The sequence below is a fragment of the Micromonospora sp. L5 genome, from assembly GCF_000177655.2.
Lineage (GTDB): Bacteria > Actinomycetota > Actinomycetes > Mycobacteriales > Micromonosporaceae > Micromonospora > Micromonospora aurantiaca.
Genome location: NC_014815.1, coordinates 6,013,441 through 6,031,000, shown reverse-complemented (window position 1 = coordinate 6,031,000; position 17,560 = coordinate 6,013,441). Strand labels below are relative to the sequence as shown.

At 74.2% G+C, this 17,560-nt stretch carries 20 protein-coding genes; 12 read left to right on the top strand and 8 right to left on the bottom strand.

Translation table 11 applies throughout. The features are described from left to right. Positions 1 to 30: 30 nt before the first annotated feature. Entirely contained in the window at positions 31 to 543 is a 513-nt protein-coding gene (locus tag ML5_RS27860) for an NUDIX hydrolase (protein WP_013285954.1), read from the bottom strand. A gap of 94 nt (positions 544 to 637) precedes the next feature. Continuing rightward, positions 638 to 1,234 (bottom strand): DUF4291 domain-containing protein, encoded by a 597-nt coding sequence (locus tag ML5_RS27855; RefSeq protein WP_236619306.1) that lies wholly within the window; start codon positions 1,232 to 1,234, stop codon positions 638 to 640. A 79-nt stretch (positions 1,235 to 1,313) separates the two neighbouring features. Here ML5_RS27855 and ML5_RS27850 point away from each other — a divergent pair, with 79 nt between their 5' ends. Further along, complete coding sequence (locus ML5_RS27850) at positions 1,314 to 1,808, top strand: type II toxin-antitoxin system PemK/MazF family toxin (protein WP_013477056.1); 495 nt, start codon at positions 1,314 to 1,316, stop codon at positions 1,806 to 1,808. A gap of 168 nt (positions 1,809 to 1,976) precedes the next feature. Here the strand turns inward: ML5_RS27850 and ML5_RS27845 are convergent, their stop codons facing one another. Continuing rightward, positions 1,977 to 2,612, bottom strand: coding sequence for a GGDEF domain-containing protein (locus ML5_RS27845; protein ID WP_030269102.1), 636 nt, complete (start codon positions 2,610 to 2,612; stop codon positions 1,977 to 1,979). Positions 2,613 to 2,835: 223 nt separating this feature from the next. Here ML5_RS27845 and ML5_RS27840 point away from each other — a divergent pair, with 223 nt between their 5' ends. From ML5_RS27840 to ML5_RS27825, 4 genes are all read left to right on the top strand, one after another. Continuing rightward, entirely contained in the window at positions 2,836 to 3,093 is a 258-nt protein-coding gene (locus ML5_RS27840) for a DUF397 domain-containing protein (RefSeq protein WP_013285958.1), read from the top strand. 104 nt (positions 3,094 to 3,197) lie between these two features. Further along, positions 3,198 to 4,085 (top strand): helix-turn-helix transcriptional regulator, encoded by an 888-nt coding sequence (locus ML5_RS27835; protein WP_013477055.1) that lies wholly within the window; start codon positions 3,198 to 3,200, stop codon positions 4,083 to 4,085. 75 nt (positions 4,086 to 4,160) lie between these two features. Then, positions 4,161 to 4,997 carry an SAM-dependent methyltransferase gene (locus ML5_RS27830; protein WP_013477054.1) on the top strand — a complete coding sequence of 279 codons (837 nt, stop codon included), beginning with the start codon at positions 4,161 to 4,163 and terminating at the stop codon, positions 4,995 to 4,997. A gap of 62 nt (positions 4,998 to 5,059) precedes the next feature. After that, positions 5,060 to 6,502 (top strand): serine/threonine-protein kinase, encoded by a 1,443-nt coding sequence (locus ML5_RS27825; protein WP_013477053.1) that lies wholly within the window; start codon positions 5,060 to 5,062, stop codon positions 6,500 to 6,502. Positions 6,503 to 6,505: 3 nt separating this feature from the next. Here ML5_RS27825 and ML5_RS27820 read toward each other — a convergent pair whose 3' ends face one another. Then, a complete protein-coding gene (locus tag ML5_RS27820; RefSeq protein ID WP_041784304.1) occupies positions 6,506 to 7,198 on the bottom strand; it encodes a carbon-nitrogen hydrolase family protein in 693 nt (230 codons plus the stop codon). 66 nt (positions 7,199 to 7,264) lie between these two features. On the opposite strand from ML5_RS27820, the gene ML5_RS27815 reads away from it, so the two are divergent. Further along, on the top strand, positions 7,265 to 8,038 hold the full coding sequence (locus ML5_RS27815; protein WP_013285963.1) for a DedA family protein: 774 nt from the start codon (positions 7,265 to 7,267) through the stop codon (positions 8,036 to 8,038). A 7-nt stretch (positions 8,039 to 8,045) separates the two neighbouring features. On the opposite strand, the gene ML5_RS27810 is transcribed toward ML5_RS27815, so the two are convergent. Both ML5_RS27810 and gdhA read right to left on the bottom strand, forming a co-directional pair. Next, on the bottom strand, positions 8,046 to 9,404 hold the full coding sequence (locus ML5_RS27810; protein WP_013477051.1) for a S9 family peptidase: 1,359 nt from the start codon (positions 9,402 to 9,404) through the stop codon (positions 8,046 to 8,048). 152 nt (positions 9,405 to 9,556) lie between these two features. Next, positions 9,557 to 10,888, bottom strand: a complete 1,332-nt coding sequence (gdhA, locus tag ML5_RS27805) for an NADP-specific glutamate dehydrogenase (protein WP_013477050.1) — start codon at positions 10,886 to 10,888, stop codon at positions 9,557 to 9,559. 92 nt (positions 10,889 to 10,980) lie between these two features. Between gdhA and ML5_RS27800 the strand changes: the two genes are divergently transcribed. The 4 genes from ML5_RS27800 to ML5_RS27785 are packed head-to-tail and all read left to right on the top strand — an operon-like array spanning position 10,981 to position 13,887. After that, positions 10,981 to 11,322, top strand: a complete 342-nt coding sequence (locus ML5_RS27800) for a MazG-like family protein (protein ID WP_013285966.1) — start codon at positions 10,981 to 10,983, stop codon at positions 11,320 to 11,322. A 30-nt stretch (positions 11,323 to 11,352) separates the two neighbouring features. Continuing rightward, on the top strand, positions 11,353 to 12,186 hold the full coding sequence (locus ML5_RS27795; protein ID WP_013477049.1) for a hypothetical protein: 834 nt from the start codon (positions 11,353 to 11,355) through the stop codon (positions 12,184 to 12,186). 15 nt (positions 12,187 to 12,201) lie between these two features. Next, on the top strand, positions 12,202 to 13,173 hold the full coding sequence (locus tag ML5_RS27790) for a pirin family protein (protein WP_013477048.1): 972 nt from the start codon (positions 12,202 to 12,204) through the stop codon (positions 13,171 to 13,173). A gap of 45 nt (positions 13,174 to 13,218) precedes the next feature. Next, entirely contained in the window at positions 13,219 to 13,887 is a 669-nt protein-coding gene (locus tag ML5_RS27785) for a hypothetical protein (RefSeq protein WP_013285969.1), read from the top strand. Between the two features lie 321 nt (positions 13,888 to 14,208). Here the strand turns inward: ML5_RS27785 and ML5_RS27780 are convergent, their stop codons facing one another. Then, on the bottom strand, positions 14,209 to 14,478 hold the full coding sequence (locus tag ML5_RS27780; RefSeq protein ID WP_013285970.1) for a DUF2795 domain-containing protein: 270 nt from the start codon (positions 14,476 to 14,478) through the stop codon (positions 14,209 to 14,211). A 177-nt stretch (positions 14,479 to 14,655) separates the two neighbouring features. On the opposite strand from ML5_RS27780, the gene ML5_RS27775 reads away from it, so the two are divergent. Continuing rightward, positions 14,656 to 15,060 carry a DUF2267 domain-containing protein gene (locus tag ML5_RS27775; protein ID WP_013477047.1) on the top strand — a complete coding sequence of 135 codons (405 nt, stop codon included), beginning with the start codon at positions 14,656 to 14,658 and terminating at the stop codon, positions 15,058 to 15,060. A 12-nt stretch (positions 15,061 to 15,072) separates the two neighbouring features. Here ML5_RS27775 and ML5_RS27770 read toward each other — a convergent pair whose 3' ends face one another. Further along, on the bottom strand, positions 15,073 to 16,269 hold the full coding sequence (locus ML5_RS27770) for a CaiB/BaiF CoA-transferase family protein (protein ID WP_013477046.1): 1,197 nt from the start codon (positions 16,267 to 16,269) through the stop codon (positions 15,073 to 15,075). Between the two features lie 242 nt (positions 16,270 to 16,511). Between ML5_RS27770 and ML5_RS27765 the strand changes: the two genes are divergently transcribed. Next, positions 16,512 to 17,546 carry a TerC/Alx family metal homeostasis membrane protein gene (locus ML5_RS27765; RefSeq protein WP_013285973.1) on the top strand — a complete coding sequence of 345 codons (1,035 nt, stop codon included), beginning with the start codon at positions 16,512 to 16,514 and terminating at the stop codon, positions 17,544 to 17,546. The last annotated feature ends 14 nt before the right edge of the window (positions 17,547 to 17,560 follow it).

Below are 17,560 nucleotides of genomic sequence, written 5' to 3'. Positions count from 1 at the left end.
CCCGCCGCCGCGCCCGGTGGCACGTCCCGGTCACGACCACAGTTCGAACGGCTCGTCGATCTCCTTCCCGGCCAGGAACGCCGGCAGCAGCTCGGGCAGCCGTCCGGGATAGCAGCGCGGCCGCTCGGCGAGCACCTCGGCCAGCGGCCACCAGCGGAACCCGAAGTAGTCCTCCACCTCGTAGTCCAGCCGCAGCGCCTCGTCCACGTCCGGCCCGGGGCCGGGCAGCCGTACCGTCACCACCACCTCGTCCTGGAGGTGGCGGCGCTGCCGGTGCCGGAAGCTGGCCCGCCGCCGCCACGTCGGCGCGCCCACCTCGTCCGGGCCGATCGCGATACCTGTCTCCTCGCGCAGCTCGCGTACCGCCGCCTCCCGGTACGTCTCACCCGGGTCCAGGCCGCCGCCGGGCAGCTCCCACCACACGCCGAGGTCCGGGTGGTCCGGGTCGCGGGTGTGGAACAGCAGCAGGCGGTCGGCGGCGTCGAGCACCACCAGCCGCACCGCGCTGCGCTCGAACAGCGGCAGATCGTCGGGCAACTCCACGCCCCCAGCGTAAGGAAGGGCCCCCTATTAACGCCTCCGGTAGTAGAAGGGCCCCTTATTAACATCGCGCCGCCCGGCGCGGCACCGGACCCGCTCAGCCCGCGTCGACGACGCGCGCCACCTCGGCCGGCAGTGGGTACAGCCGCTCCACCGGCAGCAGCGCCGCCGCTCCGGCCTCGTCGCCGTCGGTGAGCCGACCGTGCACCGACCGGGCCAGCCCGGTGACGTCGGTGAGCCCGACCACCCACTCGTCGACGTACCGGCGTACCGCGTCGCCGGTCAGTCCGACCTGTAGCGAGCGGTACGGCAGGGGCGCCAGCCGCAGCGAGCGTTCCGGATCCCACTGCACCCGCACCGGGCTGACCCGCAGGCTGTGCCGCCAGGCGTCCCGGTCCGGGTGCAGGCGCGGGTCGTAGCTGCTGAGGCAGGCGTGCCGCAGGGCCCACTCGAAGCCGGCCCGGCTGATGTCGACCGCCAGCACCCGCTCCTGGCACGGCTTGAGCGCCCAGCCGCAGCGATACATCATCCAGCGGAACGAGGGCTTGATCCAGGTCATCCGCTCCCGCTTGAAGGGCGGCACGAACCGGCCCGCGCGCAGCGCCGCGTCGGCGATCTCCGGCGGGTACGCCTGGTAGACGGTGACGGCGGTGCCGGTGTACGCGGCGCGGATCTGGTGGCGGGGCACTGGCACCGGGGCATCGTCGCACCGCATAGCCGTCCCGGCGACCCGATTCCGGGCCCGGCGCACCCCGGCCGCTAGGCTGCCCGCCGTGGCAGGTCTGTTGAGGAACGTGGCGTCGAAGCTCGGCCGGATCACCCGGGGCGTACCCGCCCCCACCCGCACCGGCGGGCCGATCCCGGCGCAGGTCGCGCGCCGCCGCCAGGTCAGCGCGTTGCAGCGCCGCGAGTTGTCGTACGCCCCGGAGCCGGACGGGCAGGCCGACCCGGGCGAGATCGTGTGGACCTGGGTGCCCTACGAGGACGATCCCCGCCAGGGCAAGGACCGTCCGGTGCTGGTGGTGGGGCGGCACAGCCGCACGCTGTTCGGGCTGATGCTGTCCAGCCAGAGCGACCGGGACGGCCAGCGGCACTGGCTGGCGCTCGGCCCGGGGGAGTGGGACCGGGACAGTCGGCCGAGCTGGGTACGCCTGGACCGGGTGCTCACCATGCGTGAGGACAGCATCCGCCGCGAGGGCGCGGTGCTGGACCGGCCGCGGTTCGACCGGGTCGGGCAGGCGCTGCGCGCCGGCTACGGCTGGCGCTGACCCACCGGACGGAGCCCGCCCCGGCACCCCGCGACGAGCTGGGGCAGGCAAGGCGGACGGGGCCCAGCGGCCCGCGACGGACGTGCCGCCCGGCACCCCACGACGAGCTGGGGCAGGCAAGGCGGACCGTGCCCGGCACCCCGCGACGAGCTAACGGACGAGCCGGACTCAGCACTCCGCGACGAGCTGGCGGGCCGGACGGGCGGCGCCGAGCGTCTTCGCCTCGTACATGGCCGCGTCGGCGCGGCAGAGCGCGTCGGTGAGCTGGGTGGGGCAGTGCACCGGCGCGAGCCCGACCGAGGCGGTGACCTGGATGCTGCGCGCGCCCAGCGGGATCGGCGCGGCGAGCGCCTCGCAGAGCCGCCGGGTGGCGTGCTCGATCCACCGGCGGTCCGCCGTCGGGCTGGCCAGCAGACCGGCGAACTCGTCGCCGCCGAGCCGGGCCACCAGGTTGGGGCCGGCGAACGCGGCGAGCCGCTGCGCCACGCTGACCAGCACCTGGTCTCCGGCGGCGTGTCCGTAGCGGTCGTTGACCTGCTTGAAGTTGTCCAGGTCGAGCACCACCGCGACGAGTGGCTGCCCGGCGGGGTCGGTGAGCAGGGCGGCGGCCAGCCGGAAGAACGCGCGGCGGTTCGGCAGCCCGGTGAGCGGATCGTGGCTGGCGGCGTGCCGCTCGGCGGCCAGCTCGGCCTGGAGCAGCTCGATCTCGGCTTCGGCGCGCAGCGCGCGGCGGCGTAACTGCCAGGCGGAGACGAGCGCGCCCGCCGCGGAGATGCCGGAGGCGATGGTCATCGGATCCGCCAACGCGTCCTCCTCACCGCAGTCCCGAAGCCGCGCGGAGCGGCGTCCCGGGGCCGGGCTCGGGTCACCGTGCGTGAACGAACCGGCACACCGTATTTCGGTTATCATGCTCTCTGTCCATTGCAGATGCAATAGCAGATGCACGTGCATCTCACTCCTCAGTCGACAGACGTCGCCACCCACCGCTCCTCCCGCGGCCTCGGCTGGCTCATCCCGAAGGACGCCCATGCAGCAACCCCCGAACGGCGTGCCCGTGACCGAGTTGCCACCGATGCGCTGGTTGAAGAGCCGCCGCAGCAACCCCAGCGGCAACTGCGTCGAACTGGCCGAGTTGCCCGGCGGTGGCGGCATCGCGGTCCGCAACTCCCGGCACCCCGAGGGTCCGGCACTGATCTACACAGTGGACGAGATCGCCGCGTTCGTGCTCGGCGCCCGGGACGGCGACTTCGACCACCTGATCCCGCCGTCCCGTACACGGGACTGACTCCGTCCGTCCGGAGGAGTTCACCTCACTGTCGGTTCATGGCATGCTTACTCGTCGGTCCGGGAGGGTGCCCGGCCGGGGCGTCGGGATGCGAGGGCGGTCAGGTGGCGACGGTGCCCGTCGAGGGTGGTCCGACAAGCGGTCCGACAGTGCTGCGCATGCTGCTCGGCGGGCAGTTGCGCCGGCTGCGGGAGAACGCCGGGGTCAGCCGCGAGACGGCCGGCTGGGAGATCCGCTCGTCGGAGTCGAAGATCAGCCGGATGGAGCTGGGCCGGGTCGGCTTCAAGGAGCGCGACGTGGCCGACCTGCTCACGCTCTACGGCGTCACCGCTCCGGAGGACCGTGACGCGCTGCTCAAGCTGGCCCGGGACGCGAACAGCCCGGGCTGGTGGCACCGCTACGGCGATGTGCTCCCCGCCTGGTTCCAGTCGTACCTGGGCCTGGAGGCGGCCGCCGCGCTGATCCGCACGTACGAGGTGCAGTTCGTGCCCGGCCTGTTGCAGACCGCCGCGTACGCCCGGGAGGTGATCCTGCTCGGCCACCGCAGCGCGTCGGCGGCGGAGCTGGACCGGCGGGTGGAGCTGCGGATGCAGCGCAAGGAACTGCTGCGGCGCCCCAACCCGCCGCAGTTGTGGGCGGTGCTCGACGAGGCGGTGCTGCGCCGCCCGATCGGCGGTGCCGCGGTGATGCGCGAGCAGATGGACGCGCTGATCGAGGCGACCTCGGGCCCGCACGTGCGGTTGCAGATAGTCCCGTTCGCCGCCGGCGGGCACGCCGCGGCCAGCGGCGCGTTCAGCATCCTGCGCTTCGGTGACGCCGACCTGCCCGACATCGTCTACATCGAGCAGCTCACCAGCGCGATCTACCTGGACAAGCGCGACGACCTCGACTTCTACGCCGAGGCGATGGAGAGGTTGTGCGTGGAGGCCGCGCCGCCGGAGCGGACCCCCGAGTTGCTGGCCCGCATGCGCGACGAGCTGTACCCGGCCTGAGCGGCGCGGCGCCGGGCAGTAGCATGACGGCGACCGGAGACAGTGGACGGTGGCACGCGAGTCGTGGAGGCGGCCTTGACCAGCGACGCACCAGGTACGGCATCCGAGTCGGGCCGGATCGACACCACGGTGGCGCATCCCGCCCGCCGGTACAACTACTGGCTCGGCGGCAAGGACAACTTCCAGGCCGACCGCGACTCCGGCGACGCGATGGCCGCCCGGTTCCCGACCATCCGGATCAGCGCGCTGGAGAACCGGCGGTTCCTGCGTCGCGCGGTGCGGCACCTGGCCGGCGAGGCGGGCATCCGGCAGTTCCTGGACATCGGCACCGGCATCCCCACCGCCGACAACACGCACGAGGTGGCGCAGTCGACCGACCCGCGCGCCCGGGTGGTCTACGTCGACAACGACCCGATCGTGCTGGCCCACGCCCGCGCGCTGCTCACCAGCTCGCCCGAGGGCGCCACCGCCTACCTCGACGCGGACCTGCGTGACCCGGAGCGCATCCTCGCCCACCCCGACCTGCGCCGCACGCTGGATCTCTCCCAGCCGGTGGCGTTGATGCTGCTGGCGGTGCTGCACTTCGTGCCCGACGGTGAAGATCCGTACGCGATCGTCGGCCGCCTGCTGGACGCGTTGCCCGCCGGCAGTTACCTGGCCGCCTCGCACGCCACCCACGACTACCTGCCGGAGGAACTGGCCGCCGAGGCGAAGGCGGCAGCCCGCGGCGGCGGTCCGCACGGCGTGATCAACCTGCGCAGCCGGGAGGAGGTCGTGCGCTTCTTCGACGGCCTGGAGCTGGTCGAGCCGGGCGTCTGCTCGGTCGCCGAATGGCGCGCCGACGGCGAGCCCGAGCCGCGCCCGTCGGTGGTCGACGTCAGCATGTACGGCGGGGTCGCCCGCAAGCCCTGACCCGGGCCCTCGCGACGGGCGGTTGACGGGCACGGGGACCGGACGGGCAGACTGGAGGCATCATGTCGCCTTTCACGCCCGCCCTGCGCCTGCACGACCGATATGTCCTGCGCGAACGCATCGGCCTCGGCGGGATGTCCGAGGTGTGGCGCGCCGACGACGAGGTGCTGCACCGGCCCGTCGCGGTCAAGGCCCTCGCCGGGCAGCTCGCCGCCGATCCGCAACTGCGGGCGGTCATCCAGCGCGAGGCCCGCGCGGCGGCGCGGCTCACCCACCCGCACGTGACCCAGGTGTACGACTACGGCGAGGCGACGCTGGACGGCGGCGTCGTGGTCCCGTACCTGGTGATGGAGCTGGTGGAGGGCCAGACGCTCGCCGACCGGCTGGCCGGCGGGCCGCTGGCCTGGCCGGACGCGGTCCGCACGGCCGGGCAGGTCGCCGGGGCGCTGGCCGCGGCGCACCGGATCGGCGTGGTGCACCGCGACGTCAAGCCGGCGAACGTGATGCTCACCGAGACCGGCGCGAAGGTGCTCGACTTCGGCATCGCCGCGCCCGCCGGCCCGCACCCGGTCACCGGGCAGACCGGCGCGCTGCTGATGGGCACTCCCGCCTACTTCGCCCCGGAACGGCTCGACCCGGGCCCGGCGAACCCGGCCGGCGACGTGTACGCGCTCGGCGTGCTGCTGTACCGCAGCCTCACCGGTCAGGCGCCGCTGCCGGTGCGCAGCTGGGACGACGTGCTGGACGTGCGGCGCAACCGGCCGCCGGTCCCGCCGCTGCGGGTGCCCGGCCTGCCGCCGGAGATCGCCGACCTGGTCCTGGCCTGCCTGGCGGCGGACCCGGAGCGGCGGCCCACCGCGGCCCGGCTCGCCGACCGGCTCGGCGCGGGCCGCCCGGTGGACCCGCCGACCGCGATCCTGCCCACAGTGGCGCCGGTGGCGCACCCGCCCACCCTCGTCGAGCGGTCCCCGGCCGCCGCGTCCCGCCCGGTCCCGCCGGCACGTCCCGTCGCGCCGCCGCGCCCGGCGGTCTCGTCGAACCGGCTGCTCGGGCTGCTCGTCGCCGGTGCCGTGGTGCTGCTGCTCGCGGTGGTCGGCTCGCTGGTGTGGGGCGACGGCTCCGGCACGCCGCCGGCCGCCGCGCCCACCGCCGGCCCGTCGACGCGTGCCGCCGAACCGCCCGCCCCGGAGCCCAGCAGTGCCGCGCCGACGTCGGCGGCAGCCGAGCCGGTGACGCTGCGTCAGCTCGGCGACCGGTTCGGTGAGCTGCTCGACCGGGCCGAGGCGATCGGGCTGATCGACCGCAAGACGGCCGACGACCTGCGGAAGAAGGCCGCCGAGCTGGACCGGGGCAAGCCGAAGGACCGCGACAAGCGGGTCGAGGACCTGCGGGAAAAGATCGAGGACGCGGCCGAGGACGACAAGATCGATCCGGTCACCGCCGCCGCGCTGCGCAAGCTGATCGACGGCTACGAACGGCTGCGCGGCGGCGCCGACGAGGGCTGACGGTCACCGCAGATCGGCGGCCACCACCTCGCCGACGCCGGTGCCGGCGCGGACCACCGGCTCACCCGCCGGCGACCAGATCCCGGAACCACCCGCGGCCCGCGCGTACCCGCCTCCGGTCGAGCCGGCGAAACTGGCCGTCGCCACCCACACACCGTGCTCGGCGGCGACACGGCGGGCGCGTTCGTCCGGCACGGCCGCGTCGTCGGCCGACTCGAGCACCCCGGCCAGGTAGGCGTCCGCGCCGAGCGCCACAGTGGCCGCCGCGTGCTCCGGCGTCCCCGTGTCCTTGCACACCGCCAGCCCCAGCCGCCAGCCGTCCACATCGAGCACCGCCGGCTCCCGGCCCGGTCGCATGTGCCGCGGCTCCGCGCCACCCAGGAACATCTTCCGGTACGCGACCCGCACGCCCTCCGCGTCGATCACGAGCACCCCGATGTGCGGGCCGGGCACCGGCGCCCCGGCCAGCGCCAGCGTGCCGGTCTCGGCGCAGGCCGCCCGCAGAGGCGCGAGCCTCGGGTCGGCCGGGTCCAGCGGCGCGGCGGTCAGCTCGTACCCGGTCAGCGACATCTCCGGGAAGACCACCACGCGCGCCCCGGCGGCGCGTACCGCGTCGGCGTGCCGGGCGGCGTTGCCCTCGACGTCGTGGGAGCGGGTCAGCGGCTGGGCGACGGCGATCCGCAACGGCGTACGCATGACGTACACGATAATGGTTTCCATGACGCGTGGTCGTCCGCGGCTTCGCCCCGTAACGTTGGTCCGATGATCGGAAACGCACAGCTGCTCGCCGTCCCCCGGGCGAGCACCGCGCGGGCCGCGGAACCGTCCGGCGACGGAGTAGCCGGCTGGGTGACCGGCCTGATGGAACGGCTCGGTGGGCCGGGCGCCGGCCTCGCGGTGGCCCTGGAGAACCTGTTCCCGCCCATCCCCAGCGAGGTGATCCTGCCGCTGGCCGGCTTCACCGCGAGCCAGGGCCGGATGAGCCTGGCCGGCGCCATCTTCTGGACCACGCTCGGGTCGATCGTGGGCGCGCTGGCGCTGTACTACATCGGCGCGGCCCTCGGGCGGGACCGGATGCGCGCCCTGGCCGCGCGGCTGCCGCTGATCAAGCTGGAGGACGTGGACCGCACCGAGGCGTGGTTCCTGCGCCACGGCGTCAAGGCGGTGTTCTTCGGCCGGATGATTCCGATCTTCCGCAGTCTCATCTCCATCCCGGCCGGAGTGGAACGGATGCCGGTTCCGGTATTCCTGCTCTACACCGCGCTGGGCAGCCTGATCTGGAACACCACGTTCGTGCTCGCCGGTTACCTGCTCGGCGAGCAGTGGCACGTGGTCGAGGCGTACGCGGGCACGTTCCAGAAGGTCGTCATCGTGGCCGTGGTGGCCGGTGTCTGCTGGTTCGTGGTCAGCCGCGTCCGCCGCTCCCGCCGCACCGCCGGGGACGTGCCGCAGGAGGCGGAGGCGCCGCCGGAGCCGCAGCCGACCCCGCAGGGCACCGTCTACCGGGGCGGCTGGTACTCCCGGGCGGAGGACTGAGGCAGGGTCAGCACGGCGGGTAGAGCGGGCGGGTGCCGGCGCCGGCGGCCCGGGCGGCGTGGTCGCTGAACCGGCAGCCGAAGTCCGGTGCCGCCACCGCACGCCGGTCGGTGACCGCGTCACCGGCCGGCCGCTTGCCGGTGCGGACCCAGCGGACCAGGTCGTCCCAGGCGGCGCCGGCCTCGGCCGGGCTGAACTCGCAGTGCTGCGCGGTGCGCACCGCCCGCTGCACGAGCAGCCGGGACCGGCCGTGCCGGGCCACGTCCCGGGCGTACGCCTGCTCCATACTGAACGGCACGAACAGGTCGCCGAGCCCGTGCAGGCTCAGCACCGGCGCGGTGGGCCGCCCGGCGATCCGGGGCACCTCGGTCAGGCCGGGCGCGAGCCGCTGGCGCAGGTTCTCCGGCGCGACCCGCTGCACCGTGGCGTTGAGGTTCACCGGCTGGTTCGGCGTGTACCTGGTGAACAGGTTCGTGGCGAGCTGGCCGGGCCGCCGGGCGGGGGAGCCGTCCGCCTCGCCGACGGCGATGCCGAACAGGAAGTCCTTCCACACCGCGAACGTGGCGTCGGCGCCCGGCCGCGGCCCGCCGGAACGGTCCACGGTGACCGCGCGTAGCTGCTTGCCCAGCGCATTGGTGGTGTCCGCGCCGCCCGGGGTCAGCCCGGCGAGGCCGAGCGTGACCTGGATCCGGGGCACCGCCGAGGTCAGGTAGTCGGGCGGCGTCGGGTACGCGCGCACCCCGGCCAGCGCCTGCGCGACCAGGTTGTAGTCCAGGAAGAAGTCGAACAGCTCCTGGTCGCCGAGCACCCCGCACATCGGCAGCGCCCCGGCGTAGTAGCCCGGGTACTGCTCCAGCGACCGGCCGATGACGTGACCGCCCATCGAGACGCCGGCGATCAGTACCCGGTGCGGGCGCCGGACGGTACGGCTGAACAGGTCGGCCAGGGCGCGGGTGCCGCGAACGCCGGAGCGCACGTCGTAGCCGTTGCGGTCGTACGACGACGACGCCCACGCGTACCCCTGCGCCACCAGGCGCTGCCGCAGGTCGAAGCCGGGCGGCTCCGGCGACAGCTCGGTGCCCTGGCCGCGGTAGCCGTGCGCCCACATCACCAGCTCGCCGTTCCAGCGCGCCGGGATCTCGATGACGTACCCGGCGTTGGCGTGCACGCCTTGCCGCACGGTGGTGGCGGCCCCGCCGACCACGAGCGGCGGCAGCGGCGGGTTGACGATGGTGTAGCCGGGCAGCGGGCCGCTGCCGTCGTCGCGGCCGGTGGCGGCGGCGGGGGCCGCGCCGGTGAGGCCGAGCGTCAGCGCGAGGGCCGCGCCGACGGCGAGCAGCCGGCGACGGACGGGTGAGGGCTGCATCGCTGCTCCCCGGGGGACGGGTGCCACCCCGGGACGGGGGTGACGACGCGGGACGGATGCCTACCGGCCGGTAGCGCCCTGAACCTAGGCCGGGCGTCGAGAGCTGTCAATCGCTGACTGACCGCTCCGCCGGCGTCCGTCCCGCGGACCGCTCAGACCAGGCCGTGCGCCAGCATCGCCTCGGCCACCCGCCGGAACCCCTGGATGTTCGCCCCGGCCACGTAGTCGCCGGGCAGGCCGAACTCCTCAGCGGTCGCCCAGCACCTGTCGTGCACGTCCCGCATGATCTCGCGCAACCGCTGTTCCGACTCGCCGAACGTCCACGTGTCGCGGCTGGCGTTCTGCTGCATCTCCAGCCCGCTCACCGCCACCCCGCCGGCGTTGGCGGCCTTGCCCGGGGCGAACCGCACCCCGGCCCGGCCGAGGATCCGCACCGCCTCCGGCGTGGTGGGCATGTTCGCCCCCTCCACCACCGCGACGCAGCCGCCCGCTACCAGCGCGGCCGCCTCCGCGCCGCCGATCTCGTTCTGCGTGGCGCAGGGCAGCGCCAGGTCGCAGGGCACCTCCCACACGTTGCGGTCCGCGACCGCCACCGCGTTGCGCGCGTGCTCCGCGTACTCGGCCAGCCGTCCCCGGCGCTGCTCCTTCAGCTCGCGCAGCAACGCCAGGTCGATGCCCTTCTCGTCGACCACGTAGCCGCCGGAGTCCGAGCACGCCACCACGGTGCCGCCGAGCTGGTGCACCTTCTCGATCGCGTAGATGGCCACGTTGCCGGAGCCGGACACCACCACCCGCTTGCCCTCCAGGCTGTCCCCGGCCTGGCGGAGCATCTCGTCGGCGAAGAACACCGCCCCGTACCCGGTCGCCTCCCGGCGAACCTGCGCGCCCCCGTACGCCAGGCCCTTGCCGGTGAGCACGCCCGCGTCGTACCGGTTGGTGATGCGCTTGTACTGCCCGAACAGATAGCCGATCTCCCGGCCGCCCACCCCGATGTCACCTGCGGGCACGTCGGTCTGCGGGCCGATGTGCCGGTACAGCTCGGTCATGAAGCTCTGGCAGAACCGCATCACCTCGCGGTCGGAGCGGCCCTTCGGGTCGAAGTCCGCGCCGCCCTTGCCGCCGCCGATGGACAGCCCGGTCAGCGCGTTCTTGAAGATCTGCTCGAACCCGAGGAACTTCACGATGCCCAGGTAGACCGACGGGTGGAAGCGCAGGCCGCCCTTGAACGGGCCGAGCGCGCTGTTGAACTCCACCCGGAACCCGCGGTTGACCCGCACCCGGCCCCGGTCGTCCTCCCACGGCACGCGGAAGATGACCTGCCGCTCCGGTTCGCAGACGCGCTCGACCACCTCGGCGTACTCCGGATGCCGGGCCAGGGCCGGACCGATGCTCTCCAGCACCTCGCGGACCGCCTGGTGGAACTCGGGCTCTCCCGGGTTCCGGGCGACCACGCCGGCGAACACCGACTCGACGATCTCCGGCATCACGGGCACCTCCTCTCGCCTGGGACGCAGGCCCTCCGGCCTGCGTCGCCCCAGGATACGAACGGTGTGCGGGGTGCGGTTCACTGGTCCGCGTGGACGCCACCATCTGGACGACGGCGCGGGACGCGCGCGCCTGGCTCGACGCCGCGAACGGCCGCGGCGACACCGAACTGACCTGTCGCATCCTCAAGATCGGCGAGGAGGCCGGCGAGGTCGCCGCGGCCTGGATCGGCCTGCTCGGGCAGAACCCGCGCAAGGGGGTGACGCACACCCGCGAGGAGGTCGCCGCCGAGCTGGCCGACGTGGCGTTCACCGCGCTGGTCGCCATCGAGAGTCTCGGTCTGGACGCGCACGCCGTGCTGGCCGCGTGCGCCGGCAAGGTGCGCTCGCGTACCGGAGTGGGAATGAACCGAGACGCCGACGCAGACGTATGACCCGATGGGGACCGGCGAGAGGGGACGACCATGACCGCATCCGAGGACGACCCCGGCCTGGCCAGGCCCCGCTGGTCCGGCGGAGCCCGGCTGCTCGCGGCGGCGGCGGTGCTGGTGGTGGTGCTCGGCGCGGTGGCCGTGGCGGTGACGCTGTCCAACCCGGCCCGTCTCGGCGTGGTCTTCTCCGGCGGCGCCCCGCCGTCGCCCGCTCCCGGCGGCGGCTCCGGCGGGGCGGGCGCCGCCGAGGTGGCCGGCGCCGAGACGCTCGCCGCGCCCCGCGGCAACCGGCAGCGCGCCCAGTTCGAGCTGGTCGACGGGCTGACCCGGTTCACGCTGCGGGCCGCCGACCTCGGCGACGACCTCTACCGGATCGGCGCGCCGGACGGCTCGGGTGTGACGCCCCGCCCGCAGCTCGTGGGCGACCGGGTCCGGCTGCGGATCGAGGAGAACGGCCGCCCCGGCCCGGCCGCCGTCGAGGTGGTGCTCAACTCCCGGGTCACCTGGCGGCTGCGGCTGCTCGGCGGCGTCAGCGAGCAGCGGCTCGACCTGGGCGAGGCCCGGCTCGCCGGGATCGACCTGGTCGGCGGCGCGTCGCGTACCCGGCTGCTGCTGCCCCGGCTCGACGGCTCGCTCACCGTCCGGATGACCGGCGGGGTCAGCGAACTCACGGTCACCGTGCCCGGCGGGCCGCCGGCCCGGGTGCGGGTGGCCTCCGGCGCCGGCTCCCTGACCCTGTACGACCAGCGTCGCGGCGGGATCGCCGCCGGTGACCTGGTCAGCTCACCGGGCTGGGACCGGGCTGCCGACCGGCTCTACCTCGACCTGGTCGGGGGCGCGAACGCGGTGAGCGTCACCGCGGAGTGAGCGTACAGTCGGGCGGTGGACCGCACCGAATCCCTGCCCGCGCAGACGCTCCCGCCGGGCGTCGGCCCGACCGACCCGGGGAGCGTGCTGCTGCCCGGCCACGACGTCCCGCTCGGCCGCTACACCACTGTGCGCCGGCTGCTGCCGCAGCGGCAGCGCCGGATGGTCGGCGCCTGGTGCTTCGTCGACCACTTCGGGCCCGACGACGTGGCCGACCGGCCCGGCATGGAGGTGCCGCCGCACCCGCACACCGGGCTGCAGACCGTCACCTGGCTGCTCGACGGGGAGATCCTGCACCGCGACAGCCTCGGCAACGTCCAGCCCATCCGACCGGGCCAGCTCAACGTGATGACCTCCGGGCGCGGCATCGCCCACTCCGAGCGTTCCCCGCTGGTCCACCCGCCGCTGATGCACGGCGTGCAGCTGTGGGTGGCGCTGCCCGACCCGGCCCGCGCCGGTGACGCGGACTTCGCCCACCACGCCGACCTGCCCCGCTTCCGCGACGGCGACCTGGACGTCACGCTGCTCGTCGGCGACCTCGGCGGGGAACGCTCGCCCGCCGTCGTGCACACCCCGCTGGTTGGCGCGCAGATCGAGGTCCGCGGGCCGGCGCCGGCCACGCTGCCGCTGCGCCCGGACTTCGAGTACGGGCTGCTGGCCATGTCCGGCGCCGCCGAGTGCGACGGCACGGCGCTGGCCCCCGGCGCGCTGCTCTACCTGGGCCTCGGCCGGAACGCGCTGACGCTGCGCGCCGAGCCGGGCACCCGGCTGCTGCTGCTCGGCGGCACCCCGTTCGAGGAGCCGCTGGTGATGTGGTGGAACTTCGTCGGCCGCTCGCACGAGGAGGTGGTGGCCGCCCGGGAGGACTGGATGGCCGGCCGCCGCTTCGGCGTGGTCGCCGACGACGCGGCGCCGCCGCTGCCCGCGCCCGCGCTGCCCACCACCCGGCTCAAGGCCCGTGATCGCGGCGGTGAGGTCCGCGGCTGACCGTCGTACCCCGAATGCCGCGCCGTCGCCGGGGTAGTCGGCGGCATGCCGACAACCACCGCCCCGCGCGACGTCGCGGACAAGAAGCGGCTCGCCCGCCGGCTCGCCGGAGACGGCCGCGGGTTCGCCGAGTGCTTCGGGTTCCGGGTGACCAACAACCCGGCCCAGTTGTTCCAGGTGCTGTACCTGGCCGTTCTGCTGGCCCGCCGGGGCGACTTCCACCGGTCCGTCGACGCGGCCACCGCGCTGCGCGACGCCGGGTGGGACACCGCGGCCCGGATGGCCCGCTCCCGCCACGAGGACCGGGTACGCGTGCTGCGCGCCGCCGGGCTGCGCGGTGACCTGCCCGCGATCGCCGACACCCTCGGCGACCTGGCCCGCACGATCGTCGAGACGTACCGGGGTGACCTGCGCCGGCTGCGGACCGCCGCGCACCAGGATGCGGGCGAGGAACGGCGGCTGCTGACCGCGCTGCCCGGAGTGGACGACGAGGTGTGCGACCTGTTCCTGCGCGAGGCGCAGGCGCTGTGGCGCGAGGCGGCGCCGGTGGCCGACCGGCGTGCGCTCGCGGCGGCCCGCCGGCTCGGGCTGGGCCGTACCGCGCGCGACCTCGCCGGACTGACCGGCAGCGGCGAGTCGGAGCAACTGTCGTGGCTGGTCGGAGCACTGGCGCGAGTGGACCTGGAGCGGCGGTACGCCGAGGTGACCGCCTGAGCGCACACGTGCGCCCGGACACACTTCCGCGATTCTCACCCGTTCGGCTGATGTTGCGTCGTATGATGATCGTGGCAGCGATGCCCGCCCGGTTCGGGCGAACATCTCACCGCTGCGCGGTCGCGACCCGGTTCGGGCGTGAACCGCGGAGGACAGGTGCTGCGTGGCGCCCCAGGTCGCGGTTCGTGACCCGGGGCGCTCGCCTGTCCGGGCACGCCGACCCGCCACAGGGCAGCGCCCACGCGCGACAGTCGTACGCCGGGCCTGTTTCCGCACGCGCAGAGGCCGGCGGCCGTGTCGCCCGCCGGCCCGACGCCGTACTCAGATGCCGCGCAGGTGTTGCGAGACGCGCGGGTGGTTGTCCCGGGCCTGCGCCGCGCGCTGCGACCGGCTCACCTCGGGAGCCGCGTCGATGCCGGCCGACCGGGCCACCTCGGTGCCGTTGGCGTAGTCCACCGGGGGCAGAGCGCGCAGCGCCCGCAACACGTCCGGCGGCGCGCCCTCCCGTTCCGCCTCGCGGATGACGTCGTCCTTGCCGGCCGGGTAGTCCAGCGCGGACAGGTAATCAAGGACATCCGTGTAACTCGCCATGGGTCGGGCTCCTCGTGGCAGTAGTCGGGGTCATGACCGGGCGGCGGTTACCCGTCGCGCCGCCGCTCACGCCCGCGAGCGCGGAAATCCCGCCCCCGTCTCGCGCCGGTGACCGGCGCCGTTTCCGGCGCGCCGTCGCGGGTAGCCGCGGTGGGCGCACCGAAGGGGGTACCACGCATGCACTACCTGACCTTCGTGAGCTGGGTCGCCCGGCTCACCGGCACCAGCGAGGACCGGGCCGCCACGCTCACCGGGGCCACACTGGAGACGTTCGCCGAGCGGCTGACCGGCGGCGAGGTGCTGGACCTGGCCGCGCAGCTGCCGAAGCCACTCCAGGGGCTGCTCAGCCCGTATCCGCGCGACGAGGCCGCGGAACGGTTCGGCGCGGCGGAGTTCGTCGCCCGGGTCGCCCGCCGGGCCGACTGCGACGAGAACACCGCCCGGGACGCCGTACGCGCGGTGTTCGTCACGATGCGCGAGGCGATCCGCGGCGGGGAGTTCCAGGAGGTCGTGGTCCAGTTTCCGCGCGACTACCGGGACATGGTGGAACCGGCCCTCGCCCCGGCCGCCGCGCGCCGCTGAACCGGCGGCCGGTCAGCCGATCACACCTGCGGCGCGCAGAGCGGCGATCCGGCCGGCGTCGATCCCGGCACCGGCCAGCACCTCGTCGGTGTGCTCGCCCGGCGACGGTGGCGGGCGCCGGACAGACGTCGGGGTGGCCGAGAAGCGCGGTGCGGGAGCGGGCTGGGTGACGCCGTCCGGCGCCACGAAGACCTCGCGTGCCCGCAGGTGCGGATGCTCCGGCGCCTCGGCCCAGTCGAGCACCGGCGCCACGCAGGCGTCGGTTCCGCCCAGCAGTTCCGTCCACTCGTCCCGGGTACGGGTGCGGAACAGCCGCGCCCAGGCCGCCCGCAGCGCCGGCCAGTTCGCCGGATCGTCCCGGTCCAGCGCCTCACCGCCGGCCGCCGCGCCGGCGTCCTGCGGGCCGTCGCCGCCGTCGGGCGGGAAGCCGGTGAGCCGGACCAGTTCGGCGTAGAACTGTGGCTCCAGCGCGCCCACCGCCACGTACCGCCCGTCGGCGCACTCGTACGTGTCGTAGAAGGGCGCGCCGCCGTCGAGGAGGTTCACCCCGCGCGGGTCCTGCCACAGGCCGATGCCGCGCAGCGCGTGGATCTGGGTGGCCAGCACCGACACGCCGTCCACGATGGCCGCGTCGACCACCTGGCCGGGTGCGCCGCCGCGTACCGCGTACAGCGCGGCGACCACGCCGAGCGCCAGCATCATGCCCCCGCCGCCGTAGTCGCCGAGCAGGTTCATCGGCGGCACCGGGCGTTCCCCGGCCCGGCCCACGCCGTGCAGCGCGCCGGTCAGGGCCAGGTAGTCGATGTCGTGCCCGGCGCGCTGCGCCAGCGGCCCGTCCTGCCCCCAGCCGGTCATCCGCCCGTACACCAGCTTGGGGTTGGCGGCGAGGCAGTCGTCCGGGCCGAGGCCGAGTCGTTCGGTCACCCCCGGCCGGAAGCCCTCCACCAGCGCGTCCGCGCCGGCGACCAGGTCGAGCACCAGGTCACGCCCCTCGGGCTGCTTGAGGTCGACGGCGATCGAGCGGCGGTTGCGGTTCAGCAGGTCGCCGGGGAAGGCGCCGAACCCGCCGCCGCCGGGCCGGTCGACGCGCACCACGTCGGCGCCGAGGTCGGCCAGCATCATCGACGCGAACGGACCGGGGCCGATCCCGGCCAGCTCGATCACCCGTACGCCGGTCAGTGGTCCCTGGTTGGTCACCCGCGTCACCATAGGGTGCCCGGTGACCTGGCGCCATGCCCTCCACCACCGCACAGCGGTTGACCAGGGCAATCAACCGTGTCCCGACTTGGCGTCCGGTCCGGCGGTGACCTAGCCTTGTGCAGGCGAGGGGAGTACTTCCCACGAATCATTCCGGTCAGTACGGCAAGCCGTCGAGGCGAGCCCCGGGTGGTTGCCCACGAAAACGTGGGTGAAGGAGACCTCGAACATGACACGGTGTTCGAGGAGGCTCCATGCCCGAATTGTCGCCCCTGGCCGCGGCCGGGTTGTCGTCTGTCGGCACGCCCACGCTGTGGGTCGTGACGATCGTCGGCGTGCTCGTCCTGCTGGTGCTCGACTTCCTGGTCACCAGAAAGCCGCACGAGGTCTCGATCCGTGAGGCGCTGGGCTGGTCGGCCTTCTACATCGCCCTGCCGCTGGCCTTCGGCGCCTGGATCTGGTCCCGCTACGGCAGCCAGCAGGGCATCGAGTACCTCACCGGTTACCTGGTCGAGAAGTCCCTCTCGGTCGACAACCTGTTCGTCTTCATGCTGCTGCTGGCCGCGTTCGCGGTGCCCGCCGTGCTCGCCCAGCGGGTGCTGCTCTACGGCATCGCGGGCGCCCTGGTGCTGCGCGGTGTGTTCATCGCGCTCGGCGCCGCCGCGCTCCAGACGCTCGACTTCGCCTTCCTGCTGTTCGCGCTCATCCTGATCGCCACCGCGGTCAAGCTGCTGCGCGACGCCCTCTCCGGGCACGAGCAGGAGGTCGACATCAACAAGATGCGGTCGGTACGCCTGCTCCGCAAGATCATGCCGGTGGTCGACGACTACCACGGCACCCGGATGACGATCCGGCAGGGCGGCCGGCGGGCGCTCACCCCGTTCGCGCTCGTCGTGGTCGCCGTGCTGGCCACGGACATCGTGTTCGCCGTCGACTCGGTGCCGGCCGTCTACGGCATCACCGAGGACCCGTACCTCGTCTTCGCCACCAACGCCTTCGCGTTGCTGGGCCTGCGGGCGCTCTACTTCGTGCTGCACGCCGCGCTGAGCCGGCTCGTGCACCTCAGCTACGGCCTGGCCGCCATCCTGGCGTTCATCGGCGTCAAGCTCGGCCTGCACTGGGCGCACGGCATCTGGGAGGGCGTGCCGGAGATCCCGACGCTCGCCTCGCTCGGCGTGATCATCGGTGTCCTGGTGATCGTCACCATCACCAGCCTGCGGGCCACCCGCAACAGCGGCGACGGCAAGCGCACCGTCGTGCACGAGGTGCAGGGTGGAGGTTCCGCCTGACTCGGTGGGAACCC